The 26280-nt window shown below is 32.0% G+C and carries 29 protein-coding genes and 4 pseudogenes; 12 read left to right on the forward strand and 21 right to left on the reverse strand.

Annotated elements, in window-relative coordinates; translation table 11 throughout:
• Positions 1 to 92 precede the first annotated feature (92 nt).
• Positions 93 to 722 (reverse strand): annotated as a pseudogene (locus tag MKY90_RS29800) (Holliday junction resolvase RecU).
• Between the two features lie 2 nt (positions 723 to 724).
• Positions 725 to 901, reverse strand: a complete 177-nt coding sequence (locus tag MKY90_RS29805) for a hypothetical protein (protein ID WP_176523469.1) — start codon at positions 899 to 901, stop codon at positions 725 to 727.
• A gap of 1315 nt (positions 902 to 2216) precedes the next feature.
• Between MKY90_RS29805 and MKY90_RS29810 the strand changes: the two genes are divergently transcribed.
• A complete protein-coding gene (locus MKY90_RS29810) occupies positions 2217 to 2465 on the forward strand; it encodes a hypothetical protein (protein WP_000141885.1) in 249 nt (82 codons plus the stop codon).
• A 405-nt stretch (positions 2466 to 2870) separates the two neighbouring features.
• Here the strand turns inward: MKY90_RS29810 and MKY90_RS29815 are convergent, their stop codons facing one another.
• From MKY90_RS29815 to MKY90_RS29855, 9 genes and pseudogenes are all read right to left on the reverse strand, one after another.
• Positions 2871 to 3152, reverse strand: a complete 282-nt coding sequence (locus MKY90_RS29815; protein ID WP_012260108.1) for a hypothetical protein — start codon at positions 3150 to 3152, stop codon at positions 2871 to 2873.
• Positions 3149 to 3340: a hypothetical protein gene (locus tag MKY90_RS29820; RefSeq protein WP_341093723.1), complete on the reverse strand. Its 192-nt coding sequence runs from the start codon at positions 3338 to 3340 to the stop codon at positions 3149 to 3151. The genes MKY90_RS29815 and MKY90_RS29820 overlap by 4 nt, the downstream gene beginning before the upstream one ends.
• A 12-nt stretch (positions 3341 to 3352) precedes the next feature.
• The gene (locus MKY90_RS29825) at positions 3353 to 4234 is read right to left on the reverse strand and encodes an NB-ARC domain-containing protein (protein ID WP_098169000.1); all 882 of its coding nucleotides are present in this window, start codon (positions 4232 to 4234) and stop codon (positions 3353 to 3355) included.
• Positions 4185 to 4502 (reverse strand): annotated as a pseudogene (locus MKY90_RS29830) (conserved phage C-terminal domain-containing protein); the annotation flags it as partial. The pseudogene MKY90_RS29830 and the gene MKY90_RS29825, both read right to left, overlap by 50 nt.
• A 22-nt stretch (positions 4503 to 4524) precedes the next feature.
• Positions 4525 to 5286 (reverse strand): phage replisome organizer N-terminal domain-containing protein, encoded by a 762-nt coding sequence (locus MKY90_RS29835; protein WP_255256175.1) that lies wholly within the window; start codon positions 5284 to 5286, stop codon positions 4525 to 4527.
• Positions 5287 to 5508 (reverse strand): hypothetical protein, encoded by a 222-nt coding sequence (locus tag MKY90_RS29840; RefSeq protein ID WP_088037665.1) that lies wholly within the window; start codon positions 5506 to 5508, stop codon positions 5287 to 5289.
• Between the two features lie 167 nt (positions 5509 to 5675).
• Complete coding sequence (locus MKY90_RS29845) at positions 5676 to 6617, reverse strand: RecT family recombinase (RefSeq protein ID WP_341093729.1); 942 nt, start codon at positions 6615 to 6617, stop codon at positions 5676 to 5678.
• Positions 6610 to 8142 carry an AAA family ATPase gene (locus MKY90_RS29850; RefSeq protein ID WP_098168998.1) on the reverse strand — a complete coding sequence of 511 codons (1533 nt, stop codon included), beginning with the start codon at positions 8140 to 8142 and terminating at the stop codon, positions 6610 to 6612. Before MKY90_RS29850 ends, MKY90_RS29845 begins: the two co-directional genes overlap by 8 nt.
• A 559-nt stretch (positions 8143 to 8701) precedes the next feature.
• On the reverse strand, positions 8702 to 8887 hold the full coding sequence (locus MKY90_RS29855) for a helix-turn-helix domain-containing protein (RefSeq protein WP_098168997.1): 186 nt from the start codon (positions 8885 to 8887) through the stop codon (positions 8702 to 8704).
• 274 nt (positions 8888 to 9161) lie between these two features.
• Between MKY90_RS29855 and MKY90_RS29860 the strand changes: the two genes are divergently transcribed.
• From MKY90_RS29860 to MKY90_RS29885, 6 genes are all read left to right on the forward strand, one after another.
• Positions 9162 to 9587, forward strand: a complete 426-nt coding sequence (locus MKY90_RS29860) for a helix-turn-helix domain-containing protein (protein WP_012260098.1) — start codon at positions 9162 to 9164, stop codon at positions 9585 to 9587.
• Positions 9588 to 9602: 15 nt separating this feature from the next.
• Positions 9603 to 10025: an ImmA/IrrE family metallo-endopeptidase gene (locus tag MKY90_RS29865; RefSeq protein ID WP_012260097.1), complete on the forward strand. Its 423-nt coding sequence runs from the start codon at positions 9603 to 9605 to the stop codon at positions 10023 to 10025.
• Between the two features lie 488 nt (positions 10026 to 10513).
• Positions 10514 to 11032: an excalibur calcium-binding domain-containing protein gene (locus MKY90_RS29870; protein ID WP_098168996.1), complete on the forward strand. Its 519-nt coding sequence runs from the start codon at positions 10514 to 10516 to the stop codon at positions 11030 to 11032.
• Positions 11033 to 11089: 57 nt separating this feature from the next.
• Entirely contained in the window at positions 11090 to 11791 is a 702-nt protein-coding gene (locus MKY90_RS29875; RefSeq protein WP_341093732.1) for a class D sortase, read from the forward strand.
• 122 nt (positions 11792 to 11913) lie between these two features.
• Positions 11914 to 12438, forward strand: coding sequence for a hypothetical protein (locus tag MKY90_RS29880; RefSeq protein WP_098168995.1), 525 nt, complete (start codon positions 11914 to 11916; stop codon positions 12436 to 12438).
• A 492-nt stretch (positions 12439 to 12930) separates the two neighbouring features.
• Positions 12931 to 13176 carry a cytoplasmic protein gene (locus MKY90_RS29885; RefSeq protein WP_098168994.1) on the forward strand — a complete coding sequence of 82 codons (246 nt, stop codon included), beginning with the start codon at positions 12931 to 12933 and terminating at the stop codon, positions 13174 to 13176.
• Between the two features lie 169 nt (positions 13177 to 13345).
• On the opposite strand, the gene MKY90_RS29890 is transcribed toward MKY90_RS29885, so the two are convergent.
• Both MKY90_RS29890 and MKY90_RS29895 read right to left on the reverse strand, forming a co-directional pair.
• Complete coding sequence (locus MKY90_RS29890; protein WP_341093737.1) at positions 13346 to 13675, reverse strand: 6-aminohexanoate hydrolase; 330 nt, start codon at positions 13673 to 13675, stop codon at positions 13346 to 13348.
• A 258-nt stretch (positions 13676 to 13933) separates the two neighbouring features.
• A complete protein-coding gene (locus MKY90_RS29895; RefSeq protein WP_098168991.1) occupies positions 13934 to 14494 on the reverse strand; it encodes a helix-turn-helix domain-containing protein in 561 nt (186 codons plus the stop codon).
• 391 nt (positions 14495 to 14885) lie between these two features.
• On the opposite strand from MKY90_RS29895, the pseudogene MKY90_RS29900 reads away from it, so the two are divergent.
• Positions 14886 to 15122, forward strand: a pseudogene (locus MKY90_RS29900) (NUDIX pyrophosphatase); the annotation flags it as partial.
• Positions 15123 to 16343: 1221 nt separating this feature from the next.
• On the opposite strand, the gene MKY90_RS29905 reads toward MKY90_RS29900, so the two are convergent.
• The 4 genes from MKY90_RS29905 to MKY90_RS29920 are packed head-to-tail and all read right to left on the reverse strand — an operon-like array spanning position 16344 to position 20891.
• A complete protein-coding gene (locus MKY90_RS29905) occupies positions 16344 to 16622 on the reverse strand; it encodes a hypothetical protein (protein ID WP_033728824.1) in 279 nt (92 codons plus the stop codon).
• A gap of 25 nt (positions 16623 to 16647) precedes the next feature.
• Positions 16648 to 17331, reverse strand: coding sequence for an autotransporter (locus MKY90_RS29910; RefSeq protein ID WP_098168990.1), 684 nt, complete (start codon positions 17329 to 17331; stop codon positions 16648 to 16650).
• A 43-nt stretch (positions 17332 to 17374) separates the two neighbouring features.
• Positions 17375 to 18679 carry an HlyD family efflux transporter periplasmic adaptor subunit gene (locus MKY90_RS29915; protein ID WP_098168989.1) on the reverse strand — a complete coding sequence of 435 codons (1305 nt, stop codon included), beginning with the start codon at positions 18677 to 18679 and terminating at the stop codon, positions 17375 to 17377.
• Positions 18672 to 20891 carry a peptidase domain-containing ABC transporter gene (locus tag MKY90_RS29920; protein WP_033728829.1) on the reverse strand — a complete coding sequence of 740 codons (2220 nt, stop codon included), beginning with the start codon at positions 20889 to 20891 and terminating at the stop codon, positions 18672 to 18674. Before MKY90_RS29920 ends, MKY90_RS29915 begins: the two co-directional genes overlap by 8 nt.
• A 235-nt stretch (positions 20892 to 21126) precedes the next feature.
• Here MKY90_RS29920 and MKY90_RS29925 point away from each other — a divergent pair, with 235 nt between their 5' ends.
• A complete protein-coding gene (locus MKY90_RS29925; RefSeq protein WP_033728830.1) occupies positions 21127 to 21321 on the forward strand; it encodes a hypothetical protein in 195 nt (64 codons plus the stop codon).
• Between the two features lie 147 nt (positions 21322 to 21468).
• Here MKY90_RS29925 and MKY90_RS29930 read toward each other — a convergent pair whose 3' ends face one another.
• Positions 21469 to 21693 carry a Blp family class II bacteriocin gene (locus MKY90_RS29930; RefSeq protein WP_033728831.1) on the reverse strand — a complete coding sequence of 75 codons (225 nt, stop codon included), beginning with the start codon at positions 21691 to 21693 and terminating at the stop codon, positions 21469 to 21471.
• A 450-nt stretch (positions 21694 to 22143) separates the two neighbouring features.
• On the opposite strand from MKY90_RS29930, the gene MKY90_RS29935 reads away from it, so the two are divergent.
• The 3 genes from MKY90_RS29935 to MKY90_RS29945 are packed head-to-tail and all read left to right on the forward strand — an operon-like array spanning position 22144 to position 24149.
• Positions 22144 to 22449 carry a DUF4429 domain-containing protein gene (locus MKY90_RS29935; protein ID WP_098168988.1) on the forward strand — a complete coding sequence of 102 codons (306 nt, stop codon included), beginning with the start codon at positions 22144 to 22146 and terminating at the stop codon, positions 22447 to 22449.
• Between the two features lie 18 nt (positions 22450 to 22467).
• On the forward strand, positions 22468 to 22944 hold the full coding sequence (locus tag MKY90_RS29940; protein ID WP_098168987.1) for a stress protein: 477 nt from the start codon (positions 22468 to 22470) through the stop codon (positions 22942 to 22944).
• A gap of 50 nt (positions 22945 to 22994) precedes the next feature.
• The gene (locus MKY90_RS29945) at positions 22995 to 24149 is read left to right on the forward strand and encodes an FRG domain-containing protein (protein ID WP_098168986.1); all 1155 of its coding nucleotides are present in this window, start codon (positions 22995 to 22997) and stop codon (positions 24147 to 24149) included.
• A gap of 192 nt (positions 24150 to 24341) precedes the next feature.
• On the opposite strand, the gene MKY90_RS29950 is transcribed toward MKY90_RS29945, so the two are convergent.
• The 3 genes and pseudogenes from MKY90_RS29950 to MKY90_RS29960 all read right to left on the reverse strand — a co-directional run bounded on the left by MKY90_RS29950 (position 24342) and on the right by MKY90_RS29960 (position 26019).
• Positions 24342 to 24767: a DUF4879 domain-containing protein gene (locus MKY90_RS29950; protein WP_002167259.1), complete on the reverse strand. Its 426-nt coding sequence runs from the start codon at positions 24765 to 24767 to the stop codon at positions 24342 to 24344.
• 649 nt (positions 24768 to 25416) lie between these two features.
• Entirely contained in the window at positions 25417 to 25761 is a 345-nt protein-coding gene (locus tag MKY90_RS29955) for a hypothetical protein (protein ID WP_098168985.1), read from the reverse strand.
• Between the two features lie 68 nt (positions 25762 to 25829).
• A pseudogene (locus MKY90_RS29960) lies at positions 25830 to 26019 on the reverse strand (hypothetical protein).
• Positions 26020 to 26280 lie beyond the last annotated feature (261 nt).

The following is a 26280-nucleotide window of genomic DNA, read 5'->3' on the forward strand; positions in this document are numbered from 1 at the left end:
GGTACGTGAAATTTTACTATCTCATTATTGAATAAGGGAACCATGCATAGCGAGTAGCCCCCACCATCCACTCTGCATGTTTCCAGTATCCATTAAGCCTTTAATAACTTGCGTTTCTTGTTGGCCATTTTCTCTTTTGCTACTTCAATGTTATTCGCTACCTTTTTATGGTCCTGATCAAATTGAATCATGCCATCTATTACCGGTGTAAATCCTTGCTCATCAATGTATTTTAAGTAATCAACTGGCGCTCGCTCCGACTGATCTACCAGGTACCCAGAAATATCAAAATCTGCTCTTGGTATCGACTTCTTACCTTTTGACTGTTGTGACATCCTTACATACGATTGAATGATCGATAGTGGTACTGCGAATACTGACTTATCCTTGCTGAACTCTATAAGGAAGAAACAAATTGCTCCCATCTTCTCTGCTTTCTCCAGGTAATCCAATTGGTGCTGCGCAATGTTCTTTAAATCAAATCGTGTAGCATTCTCTGTAGACTTCGCTTCAAATGCAATAGCTCGTCCCTTATAAACGCCATCATAGTCCACTGTACTTTTAGCTTCATAGAATCCATTTAATACACGGCCGCCTTTACTTTTTAACACCTTCACAGGAGTTGGACACTTGTTTATAAGCGCCACTCCCTCGTGTTAATACATTTCATTCGATAGATTAATAAGCTTTTCAAAGGCCATTCCGCGGTTACCTTGTCCCATTTTTATTCCTCCATTTCTTTCTTACACTCTTCAAGAAAATCAATAACTTCTTGAACATGATCCCTTGTAGTCATACTTTCCATTACATATCCTTCATCGTTATAAACATTGACCTTATTCACTTTAAACTCCATTCCGCACATGCCATCCGTGCCTAATAGCTTTACGTTACCTTCCATTCTCCTAACCTCGCTTTCTATTTCTTCTACAAAATGAAATTTTTATAAAGTTTTTAAAAAGCCATCTAAATATCTATAATTCCAAACATATAAAACATTAAATGTGATAATATTATTATGAAGATATTTACCGACTAACTTTTTTGCCCTAGCCTTACGTACTAGGGCATATTTATTTTTTAGTGTGTAATTCCTCCCTCATCTAAAATAGCGTTTTTGTTAAAATTCTTTTCACATTTTTACTGAACAAGCATATGTTATAACGTTTTTTTAAAAAATTATCACCTTTGTTTGGTGATATTTATATATATAATGCATATACTTTTACTAACCAGTTACCTCTGTAATATATACTTAGTGCCATTCCTTTTTATCAAGACAGCAAACCCCTCCGTTTGTTGTCTTTTCATTCAAATAACGATTTTGTTAAAAATTTTTCACCTTTTAACTGGACAAGCATATGTTATTGTATGGAGACTCTCCACTCATAGAAAACTACCTTTCTTGTCGAAGAGCATACTTATATGTGTGCTCTTTTTCGCTTGTTATGAAATAAAGATTTCGTTCATTTTTTGATACATTTATGAAACATTCATGTGCTATCTTCAGTAAGTCCTTTTAAAAACAGAAAGATTTATTATGTAAAAGACCCTAGTCCCATCTAGGGTTTTTTACGTTCAAATAAAGATTTTGTTTAATTACTTCTAGATTCCACTTGACCATTTTCTTTAGTGACATGCTCCATAACTCCAAGTAAGGCATACAATATTAAAAATTCACTCGTGAAAATCTGATTACGATTTTTTGAATTTTTTATATCTCATGAGACATTTACCTGCCTTACTAAGAGTGCATATAAAAATGTGCTCTTTTTATTTGTTGTTAAATAAGAATTTTGTTCAGTTTCACTCTAAAAGTAAAATTTTCATTTTTTCATTCAACCAAGTTCATAACATATTCTTTTCTTCCCATAAAGTAATGATTAGGTGCCCCACGCGCCTTTTATTCACTGAAAATAATACCTTTTACGCACTTACGTATTAGAAACTTCATTTCTGCTTCTTCTGCAATAGCAATTTTGTTCACTTTTTCGATACATTTATGAAACATTCATATGTTATCTTCAGTACGTTCTTTTCTTTTTATAAAACCGTGTGAGATATACCAAAACAGGAAGCCCTAGAGCCCTAACCCTAGGGCTTCTTGTTTTTAAAATAACGATTTTGTTTGACTTTAGTTCTTACATAAGACCGACTAGACACTAACATTTTTATGTAGTACAATTCCTATCAGAAAAATGTTAGGAGATTTATTTATGACTTTTGAAGATAATCGTAAATTAGGAATTCAACAAGGATGTATAGTAATAACAGATCAATCACAATATCTTGTTGTTAAAAAGAATGAAAATTATTCTTTATTAAACATCGCAACTGCGGAATGCATAAACTTTGAAGTTTCACTTGAACATCTTGAAGAAATGGTCCAAGTAGATTTAAAAGAAAAAATTCAAGATATCATTCCACCAGAGAATATTAAAATAGTAGCTCAAAACAGAATATAAAATGTATTTTCTAAGGGCACTTTCGATAGTGCTCTTTTTTCATGAACAGTTTCAAATACAACATTTTTTGATGACCCTTTATCTTTCCGTAAGAGGTCTTTTTTTTATAGATATTTTGTTTAAATTTACCTTAATTCGCATCTAGTTTTCTTAACATTCAAATTAATAACTGTATAATATAATTAAACTATTTGTATGAGAGGTGATTTTTATGAAATGGAAACAACAATACAATCCAAAGTATCTCTTTTACCGCATGTATAGTTATATTTATAAAGCTCTTGATGATATATCATGGTCCTTAAAATAATTTAGATTGGTATGAGTACACATTTACTGTGTGCTCTTTCCACAGTTCCAAGAACGATCCTTAACCTTGTGTTACGCGTCATAACGCTATGCCTCCTAATCCAAATCCATGATCTCCGCTAACGTCCTTGTACTTATCACCGTTTTTATAATTTGGATTCTTCCATGCTTTGCTATGGCATCGCTCTTTGCATCTTCTTCGTTTTTTGTTTCAAACCAATCTATTTTTTGCTTCTCATCTTGATCGTAAAAATGAACTTCAAATGTAGGCGTTATAGCGTTATGGCTATTACTACGTAGAAATTGTTCGGAAGTACTAGTTGCTGTATAGTCAAAGCTTCCTATAACATCCTCAAAAGAGAGTTGACCGCTTCTCATGCCACAACGCCTTGTTTCTCTTCCTGCTGCATACGATGCATTTCCATTAACCCCGCCATAACGGCATGACGCTTTCTATTCACTTTTTCAGGTGTTTGATTCCCTACCGCGCAAATGCATGGGGCAAATTGATAACAGCCGTTCCCTTGGTCGTTTCTGATTACTCCCGTTCCTTTACATGCACACATCTTAGTTCCCCCTTAGAATCCTAAATGTTCAATGCGTTTATCTGTTGTTTCCTTAAATACAACTGCCTCAGCTTTATTTAAAATTCGACTTCCAAGCTTTTTGTCATATTTCTTGAATATGTCTCCACTCGATAAGTTAGTTGTTGTGATAGTCACTTTCCCTTGCCTTCCATTTGTCACTGCATACAGTACACGTTGAATGAAATTACTCGCTTCGTCCGTTCTGTTCATAGATCCGCTTTCTGCTCCTAAATCATCCAGTACAAGGAAGTCCACACTTGTTAGAAGCTCCACACAATACTCTTCCGTATACTTAGAATCTTTGTTGTTAAAGGAATCTTTGATAAGTCGCATTAATTGTTCAATCTCTACGAATAAGCTGCTTTTCATATTTTTGTAGAGTAATAGGTCACCGTGCTTTTCTCCATCTGATAACTCGTAGAAATGATCTCTTAGCTTCCTTAGAATCGAATAAGCTAAATGACTTTTACCTGCACCTTGTACACCTACAACAAATACGTTTTTAACCTCTCCTGCTTTTAGACTCTCTACAATGTCCTCTACGAGTTTTTTATTCGTTCTAGTCTCATTACATTCAGTTCTATAGTTAGATAGTGTAGCTTCGAGTATTTCCTCATTACTAATGATGCTGTGCTTTGTAAGCATATTAGCTTTTTTAGATCTGCCGATTTTCTTGTAATGGTTATTAGCTTGTTCTTTTAACACTTTATCGTTTTCCTCAACTACACATCGAGGGCAAACAACTTGTCCTTTAAATTCAATCATCTGAACAGGCTTAACAAATTTTTGGCCGCCTATTTCATAAGAATGGTTCATGCATTTATCAGAATGGAAGTTCACCTTTAAATCCAGGGATTTGGCTACCCTTTGCATTGCTGTTACCGACATTTTTATTCGCTCCTTTTTCATTTAAGTAACCTTCAAATTTAGTTCCAAACAATGTTTCTGGTCGCAAGTACTGGTTCATATTCGAATCAGTTAGCCATTGCGCTGTTTTAATATCAATCACCTGTTTAAAATCTTCTATTGTAAAGCCGTCCTTAAACCTAGCGTTGATTAAGGTTCTTGTTTTGGCTGTTTTATGTTTAAAGGATTTACCTGCTTTTTCATTAAGATAAGAAACGATATCCTTATAAGGGATTGGTGATTCCTTGTCGTCTTCGTCAGAAGAGGACGTAGTATTTATCTTTATCTAATTCTTTATCTTCTTCTATATCTGTTGCGTGACCATCGTGACGTGTCCCGTGACCTGTCACGTGACGTAAAAACTTTCCGTCTTGATAGTCAACTAAACTCATGATTTTCTTGTTATTTAAAACCGCCTTTAGATCCAACACCGGTGTTCCTAGCAGTAAACACTCATTAAGGAAGACCTCTAAAGGACGGTTTGTTTTCGTTTCGTTACATCGTTTGCAACACGATACGCAATTTTCTTGAGTGTCTAATCCACCATGCGATTTAGGAATAAGGTGGTCTAGCGTGTTAGCTGAGTCTCCACAATAAGCGCATGTTCCCATGTCACTCCCTAATAGAAACTGTTTTTCTTTGTCTCTTTGTTTTTGCTTACGTAGTCTGTTTTGCTCACGGATTTTATCTAACCCGTCAACGTTTTGATGTTTCTCCCAGTTCGATATGCATATGTACTGATCATCTGTTACATCAATCATCCCGAACTGTTTGAATGTTTGTAGAGCAAGTCTTACTGTTGCTATCGGTCTATTAAAAAGAGTTGATAGCATTTCTTCTGTAAAAGGAATGTTTTCGCTCAAGAAAATGTAACCATTGGCATTTGTTCTGCCCGCTTGAGACAACAATTTAATCCAAATGATTAGTAGTGTGTCTGCATCTGGTAAGCTTTCAATCAATCGAATCTTTTCATCTTCAAACATGCTAGTAGAGAGTTTTATCCATTTAACATCTGCCATTTAGTTCACCTTCTTCATCCAACATTCATAAGAGACGTATTCTTCCATTCCGTAGAACTTATAGCCACCTTTGATGTTTTTGTTTTCGTTATACACAAAATCTTTTGTTGTCTTATAAACCGGTTTAATTTGAGTAACATAATCAAAACCTCGTCTTTCTAACTCACGTACGGCTTTTAATATCTCTTTCATTGAGCCTCGTTTTACTCGAATCGGAATCATCTACATCTCCCTCTCGCATATAGCAAATCCTTTCGATACTTTCAGGACCCTATAACCTGGGTAGCGTTTCGGATTTATATATTTCAGTACATTTCGTTTTACTTCGTCTGTTGATTTGGCATCCTTCCAGCACCAAGCCGGAAGGAGTACCTTACTTTGTGTGTTGATCATGCGATTTCCATTTCCATGTTTTCGAAGTCAATTTCTTCTTGTTCTGGTTGTTCTTGCGCCTTCTCTTGCTCTTTCACACGTTTCTTATGTTCTAAACCTAAGAATTTAACAAGGCCTGTAAGCTGTTGAAGGTTTAACTCTGCTGCTGGTACTTTGAAATGTTTAAGTGCGATTTCTTGTAAATCATCATTTGTCATGTTGTACTCGCTCAGTTTTTCCATTACTTCGCTTTGCTTTTTCTTTAACTCAGCCTCTTGATCAACTGTTTCGCCTTCTTCAACTTGAATCTGATTTGGTTTATTTGGCGTGATATCTACACGTTTTTCAGGTTCATAAGATGGAACACTATCTACTGGACTTGATGAAACTGCTTCATCTTCGTTAATTTCAATGCCGTACTGTAATTTAGCTGCACGTTTCATTGCATGCTTCTTGAACATATCGTTGAACCAGTTGTTCCACATGTGCTTGTTCGTGCCGTTCTTCATATGAATTACTTCATCTGTTTCCATCATGACTACAACATCTTTAAAGCCATCACGTTGGGCCACTGCATAGCAACCAATTACTTTTCCGCGAGGGAATTTAACCTGGTGCTTTCTAATAATCCATTCACCTTCTTGAGAACGATCAGCTTCGAATTCATCATTTTCATGAACTGTTTGAACATCAATACCTTTATATCCGTTCTTTTGTCTCGCTAAGTGCAGCACACCTTCCACTGATACTTGAATGCTCATCTTACCGCCGTACACGATGCAATAAATGTGATTTAGGAAAGGATTAAGTTCCGAGTTAACGCAAGTTTGTACGAATAAAGCGAATTGCTCATTGCTTGTACCAGTTGCGATAGTGCTTTTGATTGTGTCTAGCTCCATTTTCGTAAAGTTACCGATTACCTTTTCTGTATTAGGTGCTGCTGTTACTTGATTAGCCATTGATTACTTCCTCCTTTTGGATTCCTTCTGCTTTTATCGCGAACTCTGTATCTTCAACCTTCGCAATGATTAATTGTCCTGCTGGCTTCGTGAAATGTAGGATACTTTCGGCATTATCTACGAATGTAGGCACTACTAATTGAGATTGCTTGCTTAACACTTCTACAAGTTCTAATCCCGCTTTAATCTTTTCTGCTGTAGAAAGTCTGCTGTAAGGCTTACCATCCATTAGAATTTCAAATGTAGCTCTCTCTTCACCGTTTTTAAGAGTTTCATAGAGCTGTACATCAATGTTTGTAAATAAACTTTGAATCTTGCTTACCATCAATTGAGAACGCTTCGTACGGAAGTCTTTAATGGCATCAATGATTGCAATTGATTCATTCTTCTCTTTGCGAATCTTCGCTTGCGTTTCTGCTGCTTCATCAATTTCTTTCTGTAGTAGCTCTAGCTGTTGTGACTGTCTAAGTAATCCGTTTAACTCGTAAATCTTTTCATCGATTTCTCTTGTCTGATTAAGATCCACTTCTTCAAGAGACATTTCTTTTATAGAAGCTTCTAGTTCTTTTAGCTCTTTAACCATGTTTGAACCAATTTGTTTTGCTTCTTCAAAACGATTAATTTTGTTTTGTTTAACCTGTTTAACGGCTTCATTTTGCAAGGCTTGTCCACATGTATGGCAAGCGTCTTGTAATTCCTCGTCACGTATACCAAGAACGACTTCTTTTTGTTTTAAAACTTGTTGCTTCATACCTTCAATTTGATACTGTGCTTGATTGTATTGCTGTTGTTTTTTCTGTGAGTCCTTAATTGTTTTATCGATTTCTGAACGTTTCGCTTGTAATTCGGATAATTGCGATTCAATTTCTTCTTTATTAACATCTGTGCTTTCAGTCTTTTGTTTTTCGAGTTGTTCTTTTAATGTAATAACTCGTTCGCTTGCACGTTCATATGATTTCTCATGCGTTTTCTTACGCTCTATATGAACTTTATTTAAGTCTTCTATTGAAAGTTTCTTTAAGTTTTCTTCTAATAACTCAACCTGTATTTTTGGTAACTCAACGAATACTTCTTTCTTTAATGGCTCACTCACATATGTAAGTAGTTGCTCACGTTGCGTTTGCCAGTGTTGTGAGCTGAAGTAACCAGGATTGAATAGTGATAGAAATGCTTGTTTATCAAATAATTCATCTACAAATGATTCGAATTCCTTAGCTTTCTTTGGAACCTCATTAATGAAGTATTTCGCTGCTTTCTTTTGAGCTTTACCAATTAAAATATCCTTGTCGTCTACCTGGATAAGAAGCTCTACTTTTGTTTCTGCATCTTCATTATTAATAGGTTTCGGTTCGTTTTTAGTTCCGTATGGATCAATACCGTATAAAACCCATGTAATTGCTTCACCTATTGATGATTTACCTGCGCCATTCGGGCCACTAATCGTTGTTATTTCACCAAATGCCACATTAAGGCTGTCATGATTCTTAAAATTAGTAATACGTAATTCTTTAAAGTTGATTTTCATTATTTTTCCTCCTTGTTTTGAGGAGAAAAGATTTGGTATAATGTAAGTAGAACGATTTACATTTCTTTTCTCCAAACCGTCCTAGGCGTAGGGCGGTTTTTTATTTTCTCAATATCAATTAACGAATGATTCTGTTAATATTTAATTACCGATATGTGTAACAACCGGCCTGTACTTCTGTACGGGCTTTTTATGATGCTTTCACGCATCGGAATATCCAGGAACCCATTTGCAAGGTGGGGGATACCATTAGATTCCTGAACATTCCGACAAGCAAAGGCTTGTCTATGTTCATAATTTCGTAACATCTATATATAAAGTTCTTATAAATTATGTGTTACACTTTGTACATTCCAAGAAGTCCTTATGGAGTCGACAACTCAATACCCTTAGTTATTACCCTGCATCCCCTGTAGGGTTTTTTCTTATTTAGCTAGAGTGATATACTTGTATATTTCCTCAACCTTATCTGCGCTGTTATGTACCCTTCTAGCTCTTAAATCCTTTATGATCCACGAGATTTTCTTTCGTTCGTATTCATCACGCTGCTCTCTATCCATCACTGTTCATCCTTCATATCTAAGATTTTTATGATATTTTCCCTAATCTTCTTTCCGTTCCGTTTATCTCGGAGAATATCCGATAAATACGGTCCTGATATTCCAAGTAAATTAGCTAATTCTTTTTGCTGCATGTTGTTAGCAAATAGCTTTGCTCGCACTTTCATACCGAATTCATTTGCCATTATGTTCATCTCATCCTCTGGAAAATAAGCTAATTATTTAGCTTATCGTTGACACTATTTAACCTATAAGTTAAAATAAATTCATAGCTAAATAAACCTACATAAATATAGCCTTTATACGTTGGGGAACGTGACTTTCGGCTTTTGTTTGGTAGCGCTTTAAAGGCTAAATAAGTAGCTTATGGACATATATTACTACCTTATAGGTAAGAAGTAAATTAGAAAACCAAACTTTTAGGTAAGGTATATTCCAGCGTTAAAAAGGATGATGAATATGACTTTATTTGACAGAGTTAAAGAACTGGCTGATGGCCGTGGAATATCAATAGCTGAATTAGAAAGAAACTTAGGATTGAGCACAAATGCTCTATATAAATTAAAAAAGCAAAAACCTTCGATAGATAGAGTAGAGGTACTAGCCCAATACTTTGATGTTTCAACAGACTACCTGCTAGGTAGAACTGAAAAGAAATACTGGGAACTTAATGAAAAAGATGAAAAAGATATACAAAAGAAGTTAGAAGAAATAATAGAAGATATGAGCAACTCTGATGCACTTGCATTCTCTAAAGGATCTGAACCAATGTCAGAAGAAACAAGAAAACTCCTTATAATATCTTTGGAAAATTCACTTAGGCTAGGAAAAGAAATGGCGAAAAAGAAATTCACACCTAAAAAATATCGTAACGAAGTAGAATGATCGGAGTGGATCTGCTTGATTAGGAAACAGCAAATCAATGAAGAAATAGACAAACTAATTAAAAAGCATAATACAAGAGATCCATTTCTGATAGCAAAAGAAAAAGGTATTATAGTTATTCAAGAAGAATTAGGGGATATATTCGGTTACTACAACAAATCGAGTCGAATCCCCTTTATTCATATTAACTATAACTTATCTTATTCAGAACAACTATTTACTTGCAGTCATGAATTAGGTCATGCCATCTTTCATAAAAATGAAAATACTCCAAAACTATCAGCGGAAACCCTTTGCTCTGAGATATTCATAGAAGCTGAGGCGAATTACTTTGCCACTAAATTAACCATAGATGGTAGTCACAATGAATATATTCAAACGAAATACGGGTTATTACAGTATTACGGACTACCATTTGAAATGGAAAGATTTCTATAAGTGGCGGGTTATTCGCATCAGATTTCTGATTTAGAAACTGACCCCAAAAAGAAGGCATTAAATCTTTTAGTTGAATACACTTACTTAATTGAAATGCATTTCATGTAAACGTTACACCCTTCAGTTTGGTATGTAAGTGAATTTATACATTTTATTAATTTTATATAACATATAACTAATTAAGAAACGAACTATTCAGCGTTGCAGCGCCTTATATTTAAAAATGTAATATTGCATTTGGCTTGATTGTGGAATTTTTTCCGAAATAAGGATATGAATTTTACATAATTTCACCATTTTACCCATTGAGAGCTTAGGCTCTCTTTTTTTATTTTCATTCGACAAAATATGACAATATACAAATAATTCGTTTGCTATTATTATCTAGAAATCTTACATTTATCCACAAATTATTATTGTATTTTTAATTTTTAAAATGTAAAATTTTTCAATGTAAATACATACCATTTAGGGAGATGGAGAAAATTATGAAAAAATTATTAGCTTCAGCAACAGCGATTACATTATTAACAATGGGGTACAGTTCCGCTGCATTTGCAGAAAAAAATCCAAATGACAAGAATTGTGGTCACTTTAAAAACAAACAAGAGGTTATGGAATTCTGGCACAGCAATGGATACAGTGCAACTAACGATCCTCATGACTTAGATCGTGACAATGACGGCTTACCTTGTGAAGTGAAAAAAGGGGACTACGATCAATTTGTAGCTAGCAAACAAACTACTAAAAAGGATGAAACCAAGCCACAAGAACAAGTTAAACAGGAAGATACTAAAAAAGAACCTGTAAAACAAGAAAATACACAACAAAACAATAAAGCAACAAACAATAAACAAGAGCAAACAGCTGTAAAGGCTGAAACAAAAAAACAAGGTGAAAAATTACCTAATACAGCATCAAACGGTGTTACAATGATGCTTGCAAGCGCTGCTTTAGTATTAGCAGGTTCAGTTCTTGTATTCCGTCGTAAAAAAACGAATACCTAAACTAATACCTAAAAACGGCAGGAATATTCCTGTCGTTTTTAATGTGGAGTGATAAGTTTGAAGAAACTTGATTGGTTGGGAGTTTTATTAATTACTTTAGGCTCCTTTGCTTTTGTTTATTACTTTATAGATTGGTATGACGCAAGAAAAACTGTTGAAGCCTTAACAAGTACTGAAATTCAACAATATAAAAGTATACAACCTGTCACTAATGATAAAAAAAATGTCAAAAATGAATCAAACAAAGAACAATCCCAACATATTCTACCAAATCAAGAACCTAATCTTAAAAATACTAGTGAACCATTAACAGAATCACCAAAACAGATCCCAGCTTCTCAAGTTCAACATAAAATGGGAGAACAAATCGCTTACATGGTTATACCGAAAACTAAGCAGAAATATCAAGTTTACTGGGGTGCTGATGCTAAAACTTTAAAAAAAGGGGTAGGAATGTTTGTTAGTGATATTACAACCACTCCTTCTGGAAATGGACATACTGTTTTAAGTGGACATCGTGATACGGTATTTACTAAATTAGGAGATTTACAAGAAAATGATTATATATTAGTTGAGTATGATAAAAGAGTATACATTTATCAAATTCAAAAACACTGGATTACAGATGCAAATGATCGTAATGTAATTATCGAAAAAGATAAACCAACATTAACACTAACTACATGTTATCCATTTAACTATATTGGGGATGCACCTGAGCGATACATCATTGAAGCATCTTTGGTTGCTATTAATTGAGAGTGAGAGCTATTGCTCTCTTTTTTTATTTTCGTCGACATGATACAACAAAAGAGTTGTAACTGGATTTGTTATGCTTGGATCAGAAATTCTACATTCCCTATAATCGGAGGAAACGAATCATGCAAAACTCATTTTATACAAAGTGGTGGTTTTGGTTTATCATTGCCGTTGTCGTAATTGTTGTTGTTGGCGGAAAAAACAACAAAGAAGAAGCTACAACAACTCCAACCGAACCAAAAAAAGAAATAAAACAAGAACAACCCAAACAAGATGCTCAAGTTCAACCAGAAAAGAAGGAACAGCCTAAACAAGATATTCAAGCTCAAACAGAAAAGAAAGAACACCCTAAACAAGATGTTCAACAATCTGCATCGGGATTTACAAATCCTATAAAAAATATCGATAAAACAGCTGCTATGAATGCCGTCAAAGAAAAAGCAAAGAAAGACTTCCCAGATGATTACATGACACAGAATTATGTAGCAGATGGACAATCTAAGGCGTTTGATCATTTAAATGGTATTGAACTCAAATCCCAGGAAGAACTAAACGTTATGAAGAAAGCGATTAACGACTTCCCTAACGATTTCATGACGACTAAATATGTGTATGAAGAACAGATAAAAGCTATGAACAAGCAGTAACAAGATACTATGTTATTCATTTTTTCCTGATCGAAAATATGAATAAATATAGTAAAATATTATTTGGACGGGAGTCCAATACATATTATTAAAATTAAAGTGGTTCAAGTCGGAGGAAGGCACCTTTGGGTGTCTTTTTTATTATTTCATTTTGTAAATTAATAAAAAAAAGACTAGCAACACATACTAGTCTTCTAAATGGGGTACCGCCAACATTTCGGAAAAAAACCAGGCTAAGAGTATGCAAGATTTTATACAGTTTTTTTGGCTAGTCTAATAATAAACAAGAATCCGAAAACGGCGCCAGGATAGGAATGTATAAAAAAATGCATAGATCCATAGAAAAAGAAATAGGCGGACCCCTACTCTTACAAGGAATTCGCCTTTTTCTTGCTACTGATAATAGGACGTTATGTTAACTATCAATGTATGGAATATACAAAGGAAAATCTAGATAAAGCATCGAAGAAAATTACGGAAAGAGGGATGCCAATGGAAAAATATTTTGAGGAAGCACATCGTTTTTGTTCTCGTAATAGAAACTCCTTAGAAAAGGATATTATATGTGGTTGTTTTTATTGTTTAAAAATTTTCAATCCAGAAGAAATTACAGAGTGGTGGGATGATGATGACACAGCAGTTTGTCCTTATTGCGGGATTGACTCTATTATAGGAGAAAATTCTGGATTTAAAATCACAGAAATGTTTTTAAACGAAATGCACAAAAGATGGTTTTAGTTAAATGAATAACAGAATCAACTTCCGCTTTCGAATTTTATGTAAATAAGCTGTCCATATGGACAGCTTATTATATATGTTTTTGCTTAGCGTGGTTTTTTTCCAAAATGCTGGCGGTACCCCTATAAGTACACTTGCAAGTATATTTATAGATATACTTATAAGTGAATTATTTAAATTCTTTTCTATATAATTTAAACGAATAAATAGCTCCAACGAAGAATACAAAGGCTTCAAATAATATAAAGATTTGACGGAAATTCTCGATATCTTTACCAACTAAAGAAATAAATATGCAATTCATTAGAATTTGAGTAGTAAACATACAAGAAATAATTTTAAAATAAATAGGATTTGTTCTTTCATCTGGTTTACCAATTTTTTTGTAAATAATAATAAGTGCAATTACTGAACCCAAAAATAGAAGTGCTGTAAGTCCTACAACGATATTGAAATTGCCTGTACTTTCTAACATCCATTTATTTAATAGATCAATCATTATTATCTTCCTTTCCTACATAAGAGAATATTTCGTTCTTCTTTTTCACTATAATAAAAAAAGAATAAGGAAAACATCGAACTTTCTTACAAACATTCGTGTATTCTTACAGTTTTGTCATTTTATAAATTTATTCATCGTCTTGCCTTTCCCTATTTTCTTTGGAAAATATAGTGAATTAAGAGAAAGAACGATAATTATGTAAAGACAAAAGTCCTCCAGTTAAACAATCTGAAGGACTTTTAATAGTTTTCTAAGTTATCTTCCAAATACACTCAATCCTAAATAAATCAAACTATAACTAATTAAAGCACTTGCAAGCATCAAACCTATTTTTAATAATTTATCTTTTATATTAGGCTTTACTTCACTTACAGGTTTTCCCTCTATAAAATCAACTATTTGACGATAAGTTTTTAAATTATGCTCTTTTTTTATGTTTTCAACTTGCTGTGATGAAAACATAAGCAAAATCGTAAGTACCAAAGGTATTATAAGGCCATAATAACCAAAAAAGTGAAATACAGGTGCAATAGAAATAGGAAGTATAATCATTGATGCTAACATGATGCAACTCCACTTAAAGAAAGTTGACTTTTGAAGCTCTTCTTTCATGATCTTTACATCTCCTTTAACTAAATCATCCAGGGAGACATTAAAAAGAATACTCATCATTAGTAAATTATGAATATCTGGATAGTTTCTTTCATTTTCCCAATTCGAAATAGATTGTCTGGAAACATGAATTTTTTCTGCTAACGTCTCTTGGGACATGTTATCCCTTTTACGAAAATATTGTATCTGTTTACCAATGTTCATTTATACATCTCCCTTAAGTTTGAAGTTAAATTAAAGGCTAATTAAAGACTACCAAATTTCTTTATAATAACGTGATTTTAAGATGTAAAAATATTTTATCATGCTATTCACCCCTGTTTTTGGGTGTGAGTGCTGGCTCGTCGTGTGGGGGCGACCCCCCACATATTAAACGTATCAACATATTGAATAAGAATAATTTTCGAGCGATTGATATAAGCGGTTCGGCTCGTATACTTGTTAATCCAAGTCGATAACCATTATCTTGCGTTTTGTTGGCGGCTTAGCGAAAAAAGCATATCGAGCCGAAAAAAGTTGTGCAAGGGCACAATAAAAAAAGAAAAAGCATTACCTTTTAGGTGAGGATAAACGAACCGACTTTTTTTATTGTGAGGGTGGAGAAGATGGTGAGACTCCTATTGAATCAGCAAAACGGGAAGCGTTTGAAGAGGCTGGTATTATAAGAGAATGTCCATATATAAAACTAGATTCTGTGTTTTCACTACCAATAGAGGATGTAGTTGGTGGATTTCTTTGGGGAGAAGATGTTTATGTAATAAAAGAATTTTCTTTTGGAGTTAAAGTTCCTACAAAAAATATTAAATTATCTAAAGAACACTTCAATTATAAGATGTGGTGAATCTTTACCCCCTTATTATAGTAAGCGTTTATATATATATAATAATAATGCATTTCTATATGAAATATTGCATATTTATACATTAAGACCTCTATTAGTCATCTCTTAATGGTATCATAGCGAGGTGAGAGTCTTCAAAGGTTCTCCTTAATAGGAGGAAACGATATATGGAAAGAGTGCAAGCGATTGACAGTAATCTGAAACTCAAGAGCTGGGGTAAACAGGTACTAGCTGTAGGCGGAATGTTAGGGTTCTGCTACTTGGTGTTATATGTTCTCAGTTTCTTAGTTGTTATATAAATACTATACAACTACACTAGTGGAGTCTTGCCTACAGAGGTAAGGCTCTTTTGTTGTACCTGAGGTAAACATACTATACACAATACCTTTCAAGATTTTCGGATTACCCTGTATGGTTCCTTGTTCCTCAGATGGTACAAATATAGGTTGATGGGCATGTGGCGGTCCCCCTATATAAGGCTTGTTCTTTTTCTCAATGACCAACATTACTTAACATGGTAAAATATTATTTGGATGGGAGTCGTCCAATACATATTATTAAAATTAAGATGGTTCAAGTCCGATGATGGCACCTTAGGGTGTCTTTTCTTTATGCGTTAAAAAGCCCACCCATTTCCGTAGGTGTGCCTTATCTTTATTACACAATATCAAAGTATACTCTCTTTTTCTCGTAAACTTAATGCAATTATACATATTCGATAAAATTACACCAAATTAATATTACATGTAATAAAACATAACTTGTGGACACGTTCTATAAAGCAGATTTTCCGATTAGAAGGCGTAACACATCTCAACCATATAGATGTGGCGTTGCTTTAATCTAGCCAAACAAACGATCTCGATTCTCTTGTATTTATACACTAACAATCTGGTAAAAATAAATAATTCTGTTTTATAGGACGTGTTTACTTAATGTCCAATACATAGTATTAAAATTAAAGTGGTTCAAGTCGGAGGAAGGCACCTTTGGGTGTCTTTTTTTATAGAAAAAAGAGCACATAGGGGTCACCTTACATGCTTATCAAGCTAATAATTTGAAGTATTCCCAAAACGAAGATTTTATCTCTTTATAGTTGTCCGTGGAAATTTAGTTCATTTTTTTCGTTTTGGGGGACAATGCATTTCTTAACTTGATGGCGATGTGGCGAGCCCCCTATAAATACATATAAAAAATAAGTATTATCAAAAACTATAGTTTTTGATAATACTTACAATAAAATTCATTAAGTCTTAAAATAGCAACAATAACATCATTTGGATCATTTTTATCAAGCATTTGTGTAATAAATAAATAATATTGTTTAGTATTCAATTTCTTTTGTTTTATAGTTATCATTAAACCTTTAATCTCATCTAACATTAAATTATATCTTCTATTATCATCCAAATCACTAATACTACATATCTTTTGCTTTATAATACTTTCACAATCTAAAATAAGATTAATAAATTCTTGATCATTTTTCATTAGTTTCTCACACCAAGTCTATAATCTATTTTAACCAGCTAGTACTAACTTTATTAATCCAATATTGTATTCCTCCACCTTCCCTATATTCTTTAATAGTACTTGTACCATTAAGATATTGAATTTGTGATGCAGTAACGCCCCGAAGCGTCTTAACTCCTTTAGGAACTTGTATAATATATTCCATACTAAGTGGATTTCCCCATGCTTCTAATACTGCTAATTCATTTCTTGTCTCATCAATACTTCTCTTCTTATCTCCCCACCAATATCCAAGACCATATTTAGATTCTACTTCCCCAACTTTACTTCTTCTATATAACATAATAGGTTCATCAATTTCTATAATTTCTATTCTTAAATCCTTAAAAGCAAAAACATCAGATTTTGTACCTTTAAAGTCAAAATTAAAAAATCCGGATTCTCTAATAATTTCTCTTTTTAAAGTTGCTCTATCCATTATATTTAAACCAATATTATCTACTGTATCTAACAGTTCATTTAAATCTTTATTATCCCATTCTACCAAGTTATTTCTTTTTATATTAGAAATAATCTCTTCAACATTATCTTCATTCTTAAAAATACTAAAAACCTTACTATCTTGATTTAAAACTGAATTATTTACTTCAGCATAAGTATTATTACTAAAAGGATTAAATATCCCTAATAAGACAAAAAACAATAAAACAAATCTATATCTCTTCATAACAGACTAATATCTCCTCTACATCTTATAATTTCTAACCATTTTATGACATAAACTTTCTAGATATAAACTTCCATATAGATTCTTCTCCTGTTACCACAGAAGCTGTACCCAACATTCCTGTATGTAATTCATTTAATTCCTTTGTATTAATTGTTGCTTCTAATTCATACATATAACTTTTAGATTCTTTATTAAATATAGGATTTGCAGATACATATAGTATCTCTCCTGTTTGTTTATCCGTTTTCTGTAACTTAAACGAGTATTGTACTTTATCTCCCTTTTTAACTCCCTTTATTTCTTGAGCTGATAAAAAAACCCTAACCTTTTTTTCATCTTCTTTTGGAATAATTGAAGCTATTTCTTGACCAGAATCAATTAAATCACCTGGCTGTATAATAGCAGGAAACTGTACAATTCCATCCTTATTTGCTTTTATAGTTGTTGTTTCACTTTGACTACGTAATCCATCTAATTCTTGTTTCTTCACAAATATCTCTTGCTCTAAAGGTTGAATCCTTTGATTAACTGAAGTAATAGTATTTTCTTTATATTGCTTTAAAGAATCTTGCTTTTGTTCTTGTTTTCCTTTTTCAGTTATATCAACCTTTTTTCTATTACTTTCTAAGGACTCTATTCGTTGTTGTATTCGTTTTTCAACACCATTCTTTTGAGATTCCAAAGAATCTACTTTATCATCTAACAATTGTTTTTGTTCTTCTAAAATATTCTCTTTTGTTATTTGTTTTTTTATAGAAATTATTTCTCTTTCAATATTTTCTTTTTCAGCAATTAATCCTTGTAAAATCTCATCTTGTTCATCTGATATCTTACTTTCGGCTATAGTCTTTATCTCATTCTTTTTTTCATTATCCAAAGATTGATAGCCTTGCTCATATGCTTTATATTCTTCTATAATTTTCTTATCCACATCATCTGAAAAAGATATTTTATGAGACTGAATACTCTTTTTTAATTGTTCTAACATCTCTTTTTGTAATTCTAAACGCTTAACTATTTGATCCGATTGATTTTGTTTACCTATCAATTCCTGATTTTTTAATTGAATCAAAGTATCTCCCTTTTTTACTTCATCTCCTGATCTAACAAAAACAGTATCTATAGTACCTGTAACCTGAACACGAGATATACTTATATCTGACTTTCCCTGTATCGTTGCTGTTCCTTTACTAACAATATCTATCTTTCCAACAAATGCCCAAATTATAAAAACTATAAAGCTTAAAAATAAAAAACATATTAATACAGCAATAAAACGAGGGGGTTTTCGTTCCAATAACTCTACACTATCTGTTAATTGATCAAAAGAATAAATCTTACTCATATTGACCACCCCTCATTTTATAAAATTGTGACTCTATATGCTCTACGTGGACCGTTTGATTCTTCCAAAGTCGATAATATTCTCCTTGATAAAATAATAGTTCTTCATGAGAACCTCGCTCTATGATATTTCCTTTTTCCATTACAAAAATTTGATTTGCATGTTGAATTGTACTTAATCGATGGGCAATCATAATAACAGTTACTCCTTGCGAACCTAATTCTTTTAACATATCCGTAATATTTTTTTCAGTTGTAGAATCTAAATTACTTGTTGCTTCATCTAAAATCAAAATATCCGGTTTTTTCAATAATGCTCTCGCAATTGCTAAACGTTGTCTTTGTCCACCCGATAAATTAGAAGCATTTTCTTCTAAATGCGTTTCATAACGTAACGGTAATTCACCAACGAACTCATGGACACAAACCTGTTTACATACTTCTATAACCTCTTCTAATGTAACTGATCGCTCTAATCCAAAACATAAATTCTCATAAATAGACGCACTAAAGAAAAATGATTCCTGAGAAACATATGCAATCTGATTTCGTAATGCAGTACGATTTATTTCTTTAATATGATAATCATCATAATATATGTCACCTTCTTGAGCCTCGTAATAATGCATTAATAATTTTGAAATTGTCGTTTTTCCAGAACCACTTTCTCCTACAAAAGCTACTTGACTTCCAGGTTCAATAGAAAAACTTATATTATTTAAAACATTTTTACGTGTTCCATAGCGGAATATAACGTTAGAACATTCAATTTTTCCAGATAACTGTTTAGGAGAAACTTTATTGTATTCTTTTTCACTTTTTTCAACATCTAAATCAAAAATTTCATTTAATCGTTCTCCAGCAACTAATGCAGATTGCATAGTAGGTTGAATTCCAATTAAATTTTCAATTGGATTTAAAAAATAAGCTAAAAGTGCATTATATGTAATTAATTCACCAATTGTCATATTACCTTTTAGCACTTGCATAGCACCAACCCAAAGAATAACCGTACCTCCAATTAACTCAAGTCCCATCTTAATAGATCCCTGTAAATTAGATAACATTCCTCTTTTAAATACATTCTTTAATAAATTAACAAATCGACTTTCAGTTTGAAAAAACACTTCTTTTTCAGCATTATAAGACTTTACTGTTGAAATCCCATTTAAAGACTCAACTAAATAAGAAGTTAATTTCGCATTACTTTCCATCTCTTCTCGATTAATAGATTGATAAGGTTTATGAAAAGCAAAAATAATACTTATATAAAAAGGTATTAATAATAAAGTAACACCAAATAAAATTGGACTATGTATATATAACAGAATCGCTCCCACTGTAACCATTACTGTATCAATCATTAATGTAACTGTTACTGTTGATAAAGCGTCTCTTATTTTACTAGCATCCATAAATCTAGAAATTATTTCTCCTACTTTTCTTGTTTCAAAAAAGTTCATTGGTAAACCTATAACATGACGATAATATCCAAGTATTAATTGAATATCTATCCTCCTACTCAAATATAAAATTAAATGTGTACGAAAATAAGAAAGAAGAACTTTAAAAACATACAACATAATAATCCCAATCGATACAATATGAAGTGTTTGCAATAACTGATTAGTCACAATATCATCAATCAAAAACTTAAAATAAAACGCTCCTAATAAACCAAATAAATTAAAAAAGATAGAAGTGAAAAATAAAGGTACAAGCAAACTCTTTTGTTCCTTCAATAAAAATAAAAAACGAGAAAGTGTATTCTGAGATTCATTTCCCTTTTGAAAGTTTTTACTAGGGCTCATTAATACCAAAATACCAGTCCATATTTGACAAAATTCATCTAACATATACGTCATTAAACCTTTTTCTGGATCTGCAATATAAATTTTATTTTTTTTTATTTTATGAATCACTACATAATGTAATAAACCTCCATTTACTACTATATGAGCAATAGCAGGCAATTGAATTTCTTCTAAAGCATTTTTATTCGTTGCCTTTACACCTTTTACTTCAAAACCCAATCTCTCTCCAGCTTTTATTAATCCCTGTATATTTGTACCTTGTAAATCTGTACCCGCTATTTCTCTAATTTTTGAAATAGGCATAGTTAATCCATAGTAACGTGAAATCATTGCAAGACAAGCTGGCCCACAATCTTTTAAATCGTTTTGTTTTATACATGTGAATTTTCTAGATATCATATATTACCTCTTATATATTTTTATTTTAATAAAAATTTTATATTAATATATCTAAATGTAGTTTTCTGTTTTATGAGTTATAAAAGCATTTATATTGCTAAATAAATGTTAATCAGATAAGTACGCTTGAATATATTAATTTTTTCTATATAATTATAGGTATCCATTAAAAAAAGTTAATACATTTTATTTTCCAGTTATTGCCCCTTAGAAATAATTTTAAGGAGGAATAAAGATGAACACATACACAAATAAACAAAAAACAGTATCACTCATAATAGCTACACTTATCTTTTCCGTTTTTGTATTAACCGGCATATACAATTTTACAAAAACAAATCTTTTTTATGTAAATTTAGGAGGTTTAGTCCTCAGCAGTTTCATGTTACTTATAGCAGCTACAACACTAATGAAACAAATTAAAAACTAAATGTATAACAAAAAAAGATAAAATAGGTTTAAGGCCTATTTTATCTTTTTTTTACTATATATTTTGTCTTAATTTTTATAAAAACACCAAAGATTTAATTATCTATACAGTATTAAATAAAAAATTAAAAGATTAATTTATATAGTATTAGCAAGCAGAAGCAGCGCCTGTTAAACCGCCACCAATTCCACCTGCTGCAGCTCCAATACCAGTACCAATAACAGGAACAGCTGAACCTGTTGCAGCGCCTGCTAATCCACCACCAATGGCTCCACCTGCAGTTCCAGCAACACATTTACCCCAGCTGTTCCACCAGCCACCAGCTTCAATTTCCATTAATTCTTTCTCAGTTAACATTTGTAAGTTTTCCATGTTATTACCTCCTTTGTTAATACAAAACAATAATAACATTCAAATCATATATAAAAATATGTAATTATACATATCTTACGAAAAATAAATATTATTTAGAAAATAAAAATAAATAGGTCTCTTTTTTATGCCCCAATGTAAACTTTTAGATATTAGTTTACTTTCATTTCTCAGATTTTATTGACTCTTCAACGACTCTTCTAATGTCCTCAAAGTAGACAACAAAAGAATACATTCAAAACATAATTTAATATTTGGATGGGAGTCCAATACATATTATTAAAATTAAAGTGGTTCAAGTCGGAGAAAGGCACCTAGGGTGTCTTTTCTTATGGATATTATCGAGGGCTATAGCTCTCTTTTTTTATTTTCGTTCGACATGATACAACAAAATAGTTGTAACTGGATTTGTTATGCTTTCTGTAAATATTACATTTGGGGGATATGAAGATGAAGGAATTCAAGGCTTATAACGGTGTTTTGATTGTCGATGACGAGAAAATTACTATTAAACCTTCAAAAGTGTTAGGCATTACCAAAAGAATTATGGAAATTTATTACGAGGATATTAAGAAAATAGAGTTTGAGAAACCTAAACTATTAACAAATGGTTATCTTCGTTTCGAATTAATTAGCAAATCAGGTGCAAAAAGAACTAAATTAGAAGTAACAAGAGAAGAAAATGCTGTTTTCTTTACTAAAAAACACATGAAGGATATAGAAGCAGCTAAGAAATTAATTGAAAGTCATTTATAATAAAAGGGGATTTTATATATGGAAGAGTCTTTGCGAAATAAGAAAATTATAGAGTATATCAGTTGGGGATTAGGTATACTTGTTGGCTCTGTTGCTCTTTTCTTTGCATTATTATGGTTCGTTGGTGGCCAAGCGCCTGCTACAGTATTTAAAACGATAACAGTCGATGAAATCATATCCGAATTCAATAATGCTGGATTAGATGCTAAAGACCCTACAGATTTACCTCAGAAAGAATTTGGAAATATTCGTGAGGAAGGCAAGAGAATTCTTGTGCCGCATTTAGGTAAAGATCAAGGTGGACGTATTTATAAGTTTAAAAATAAAGAAGACCTAGAAAAAGCGAAGAGTTACTATGATGAATTAGGAAATTCTTCACCAATACTCTTCTCACATACATATGCTAAAGGTAAATATCTATTACAAATGAGCGGGCAAATGAAAGATGATGAGTTTAATAATTATAAAATTATTATGGATAAAGTAGTGAAATAAGTAACGGCACTCTAAGGAGTGCTTTTATTATTTGAATTTTGGAGGTTATTATGGGAATTTCTAAAAGATATTCAAAACGAGAATTAAAAGGTCTTCCTACACCTGAGGAAATTATTGTAGAGGATTTATCAAGTTATATTCAATTATTCTCCAATGGAGAATTTACAAATAATTATTTTAGAGGCGAACCTACTAATTACCACAATACAATATCTTCAGGTTTAAGAGATGTAGCGTCTAATATAGGATTTAATGCGCAAATAGAACCAAATACAGAAGTTCCATTCCTTAATATGAAAAAAGAATTTAAAAGAGAAGTTTGGTATAAGTTATCTTCTGACGAACGAATGCACTTTTCGGCTTTTTCCCAACATCATGGGATTCCAACAAACCTTATTGATATAACTACTTCGCCATTAGTAGCGTTATATTTCGCTTGTCAAAATTTCAAAAACGTACAAGGTGGTAACGATCAATTTGATGAGGATAAAGGATTTGTATACTCATTTGAAAATAAATTCGTTGATATTACGGATGTTTTAGCTAAATTTGAAGATGAAAATATATTAGAAGTATTCGCTTATGATCGAAACGATATATTTATAGACATGTACAATTTATTCTTAAAGTACGAATCAAAATATCCTATTGCATTTTACAATCATTTTAAGAACTTAATACAAGAACATCACGAATATTTCAGCAACTACGTTAATTATAATGTCCCTGAAAACCTTGAACCATATAATAATGGAGCATATAAATTAAAAATATTTGATTATATTCCTAGTCTCATAGAGAGTCGGAAATTAAATGGTTTTTATCGACAACTAGAAGATGTTTCTCCTGCAGTTTTTTTATACACTGCTTACCTACAATTGTTTTTAAATAATATACTAAGTTTTACCACAACAATTTGGTGGTTTAATCACATAATGCCTGATTTTAAATATGCACCTATATTAACTTTTGAACGTGGACGTAACCAACAAGGCTTATTCATATATCAAACATATTTGAATTACATTGAGGAAACATATAATACCCCAGTTGCAGTACTTCAAAGAGTTTGGCCCAATAAAATAATTGTTATTAACAACAAAGAAAAAATACTTAAGGAACTTGATTTTATGGGGATTAACGAAAAATTTATCTACGGTGGTTATGATCATATCGCTTCTTACATAAGAAACAAATTTAAATAAAATATAGATTTGAACAGCATTTCTCAATCACCAATATAACTTAACGTGGTAAAATTATATTTGGATGAGAGTCCAATGTTATTAAAATTAAAGTGGTTCAAGTCGGAGGGAGGCACCTTAGGGTGTCTTTTTTCATGAAAAAATCCCTACACAAGGTACAGGGATTTTCATGCTACGAATATATAAAACTGATTATTTAATATATAACGAAGTGCGCCACGTATCTCTTGGATAATTTATTGAAGTCTTTTGATATTCAAAAGTCCCTTCTTGATGATTTGATGCATCCCATTTATATTCCCAACCTACAATAGGATTACCACCAATTATTTGTGAACCAATACTTTTCACATCAAATCCATTCATTTTGGCAAAAGGAAATTGGCCATATCCTATTTCTTTTGTGTAAACATATAAGTAACTTCCCCCATGATCTTTAGTTGTACTAAAACTATTAGGAGTAATGTATTCAACTCCACCCAATTGTGATTCCACTTTTACTACACTTAAAGAAGTTAGAGGTGCTGCTGGTCCTGCTGATGCCTCCGATGCCATTCCTAACCCAACTACCGCTGCCACCGCTAATGATGATATCCCTAATGTAACTTTTTTAAACATATAAACATCCCCTTGTTTTATAATAAGTACAAGTTTGATATTAGCAGAAATTTATAAGAATATTCCTTATTTTGAAAACGTTAACAAATTCTACTTTTTTCGATATGCAATTTAACATATCGATTGACATACAGAATAACCCATCCACTACTTTCGATATAAAAACTATTTTCAAATTTAATACTATTAACTCACTAAATTCTCATAAAAAGAATGGTCGTCTATACAATAGTTTGGTAAAATATAGGTATCTTTTAAGAAGGAAAAGCTAATATAGATCGACTAAATAATGTAAAGAAAATGTTTTATTGCATAAAAAAAGGCTCCATTGCTGGAGCGCTCAAAAAATAATATAAGTAAATGAATTAAAACAAATAACAGTCAATTAAACTATATAGATAAAACATAAATAAATCTACATATATGCAATATTACATATAGGAAATCCTATTTATCGATGCTATAATAAGCTTACTCGATGATTGTTATATTTTTTTATGTTTTTTAAGCAATACAATACCTTCTTATATGATAACAACACAATAAAATTAAGATGGTTCAAGTCGGAGGAAGGCACCTTAGGGTGTCTTTTCTTTTGTACATTAAAAAGCCTCACCATCCTATGGAAATGGTAAGGCCTTTATATATACTACTTATTATCCGATTCATCAGTTTTATTATAGACACATTTAGCTTCTCCAAAAAGACCACCAGTGTCCCATTCGCCACCATAATGAGCACACTTCCCAGGTGTACGATCGTTTCGCGCACTTGGATTTGAAGGTGGTTCATAGTCAAAATTATTAATCATATTAATAAAAAATATACTTGCAATTCCTAATACCACAGCAACCGTTAAAAGTATTTTCCCATTAGGACCAGTAACAATATCGTTTACAACTTCTTTTGATTCTTGCTGAGTTTCACCTTTTGAGAATAATGAAAAAATAATAGATATGATAAATATGAAAAATAGCACAATTATAAATACCATTACTTATGTCCCCCTACTATATGTGTACTATTAATTTCCTTATACGTTTTAAGCTAAGATATCTGAAATCATACTGATAATAAATATATCCCCCCGATTAAAAGTGCTGCAGCAACGATTAATATTATTACTCCATCAGGACTATTAACAATTTTTTTTATATGATCTTTTGCTATTTGCTTAGTTTCTCCACTTGAAAGGAGATAAACAATGGAATTGAAAATTAGTAAGAAAAAATGCCGTAATTACCTCTAACATGGCTTATGTACCTCCCTAATATATGTGCGTTATTAATTAACCAATAATTGCCTTATACATTATATCAGCTAGGGCAGATGGAAGTATAACAAATTATTTGCATAAATTACTTTATTAATCGATACAACATTACGATAGGATAGTTCAAGTCGGAGGAAGGCACCTTTGGGTGTCTTTTTTTTATATTTATAACTTTTTTTAGAAAATATTTGAAATATTATACAAAGTGTTATATCATTATATAGAAATGAATTGTATAAC

Source organism: Bacillus sp. FSL P2-0099, assembly GCF_038007445.1.
Lineage (GTDB): Bacteria > Bacillota > Bacilli > Bacillales > Bacillaceae_G > Bacillus_A > Bacillus_A mycoides.

Coding starts and splice junctions, on each gene's coding strand:
- MKY90_RS29890 (WP_341093737.1), bottom strand. CDS start 13,675: ATGATTGATCTATTAAATAAATGGATGTTAGAAAGTACAGGCAATTTC.
- MKY90_RS29940 (WP_098168987.1), top strand. CDS start 22,468: ATGGAAGAGTCTTTGCGAAATAAGAAAATTATAGAGTATATCAGTTGG.
- MKY90_RS29805 (WP_176523469.1), bottom strand. CDS start 901: ATGGAAGGTAACGTAAAGCTATTAGGCACGGATGGCATGTGCGGAATG.
- MKY90_RS29955 (WP_098168985.1), bottom strand. CDS start 25,761: ATGGTATTTATAATTGTGCTATTTTTCATATTTATCATATCTATTATT.
- MKY90_RS29950 (WP_002167259.1), bottom strand. CDS start 24,767: ATGTTTAAAAAAGTTACATTAGGGATATCATCATTAGCGGTGGCAGCG.
- MKY90_RS29810 (WP_000141885.1), top strand. CDS start 2,217: ATGACTTTTGAAGATAATCGTAAATTAGGAATTCAACAAGGATGTATA.
- MKY90_RS29895 (WP_098168991.1), bottom strand. CDS start 14,494: ATGAACATTGGTAAACAGATACAATATTTTCGTAAAAGGGATAACATG.
- MKY90_RS29820 (WP_341093723.1), bottom strand. CDS start 3,340: ATGTGTGCATGTAAAGGAACGGGAGTAATCAGAAACGACCAAGGGAAC.
- MKY90_RS29880 (WP_098168995.1), top strand. CDS start 11,914: ATGCAAAACTCATTTTATACAAAGTGGTGGTTTTGGTTTATCATTGCC.
- MKY90_RS29815 (WP_012260108.1), bottom strand. CDS start 3,152: ATGAGAAGCGGTCAACTCTCTTTTGAGGATGTTATAGGAAGCTTTGAC.
- MKY90_RS29845 (WP_341093729.1), bottom strand. CDS start 6,617: ATGGCTAATCAAGTAACAGCAGCACCTAATACAGAAAAGGTAATCGGT.
- MKY90_RS29930 (WP_033728831.1), bottom strand. CDS start 21,693: ATGGAAAACTTACAAATGTTAACTGAGAAAGAATTAATGGAAATTGAA.
- MKY90_RS29885 (WP_098168994.1), top strand. CDS start 12,931: ATGGAAAAATATTTTGAGGAAGCACATCGTTTTTGTTCTCGTAATAGA.
- MKY90_RS29910 (WP_098168990.1), bottom strand. CDS start 17,331: ATGAAGAGATATAGATTTGTTTTATTGTTTTTTGTCTTATTAGGGATA.
- MKY90_RS29840 (WP_088037665.1), bottom strand. CDS start 5,508: ATGATTCCGATTCGAGTAAAACGAGGCTCAATGAAAGAGATATTAAAA.
- MKY90_RS29835 (WP_255256175.1), bottom strand. CDS start 5,286: ATGGCAGATGTTAAATGGATAAAACTCTCTACTAGCATGTTTGAAGAT.
- MKY90_RS29915 (WP_098168989.1), bottom strand. CDS start 18,679: ATGAGTAAGATTTATTCTTTTGATCAATTAACAGATAGTGTAGAGTTA.
- MKY90_RS29825 (WP_098169000.1), bottom strand. CDS start 4,234: ATGCAAAGGGTAGCCAAATCCCTGGATTTAAAGGTGAACTTCCATTCT.
- MKY90_RS29920 (WP_033728829.1), bottom strand. CDS start 20,891: ATGATATCTAGAAAATTCACATGTATAAAACAAAACGATTTAAAAGAT.
- MKY90_RS29935 (WP_098168988.1), top strand. CDS start 22,144: ATGAAGGAATTCAAGGCTTATAACGGTGTTTTGATTGTCGATGACGAG.
- MKY90_RS29860 (WP_012260098.1), top strand. CDS start 9,162: ATGACTTTATTTGACAGAGTTAAAGAACTGGCTGATGGCCGTGGAATA.
- MKY90_RS29855 (WP_098168997.1), bottom strand. CDS start 8,887: ATGGCAAATGAATTCGGTATGAAAGTGCGAGCAAAGCTATTTGCTAAC.
- MKY90_RS29905 (WP_033728824.1), bottom strand. CDS start 16,622: ATGAAAAATGATCAAGAATTTATTAATCTTATTTTAGATTGTGAAAGT.
- MKY90_RS29925 (WP_033728830.1), top strand. CDS start 21,127: ATGAACACATACACAAATAAACAAAAAACAGTATCACTCATAATAGCT.
- MKY90_RS29945 (WP_098168986.1), top strand. CDS start 22,995: ATGGGAATTTCTAAAAGATATTCAAAACGAGAATTAAAAGGTCTTCCT.
- MKY90_RS29850 (WP_098168998.1), bottom strand. CDS start 8,142: ATGAAAATCAACTTTAAAGAATTACGTATTACTAATTTTAAGAATCAT.
- MKY90_RS29870 (WP_098168996.1), top strand. CDS start 10,514: ATGAAAAAATTATTAGCTTCAGCAACAGCGATTACATTATTAACAATG.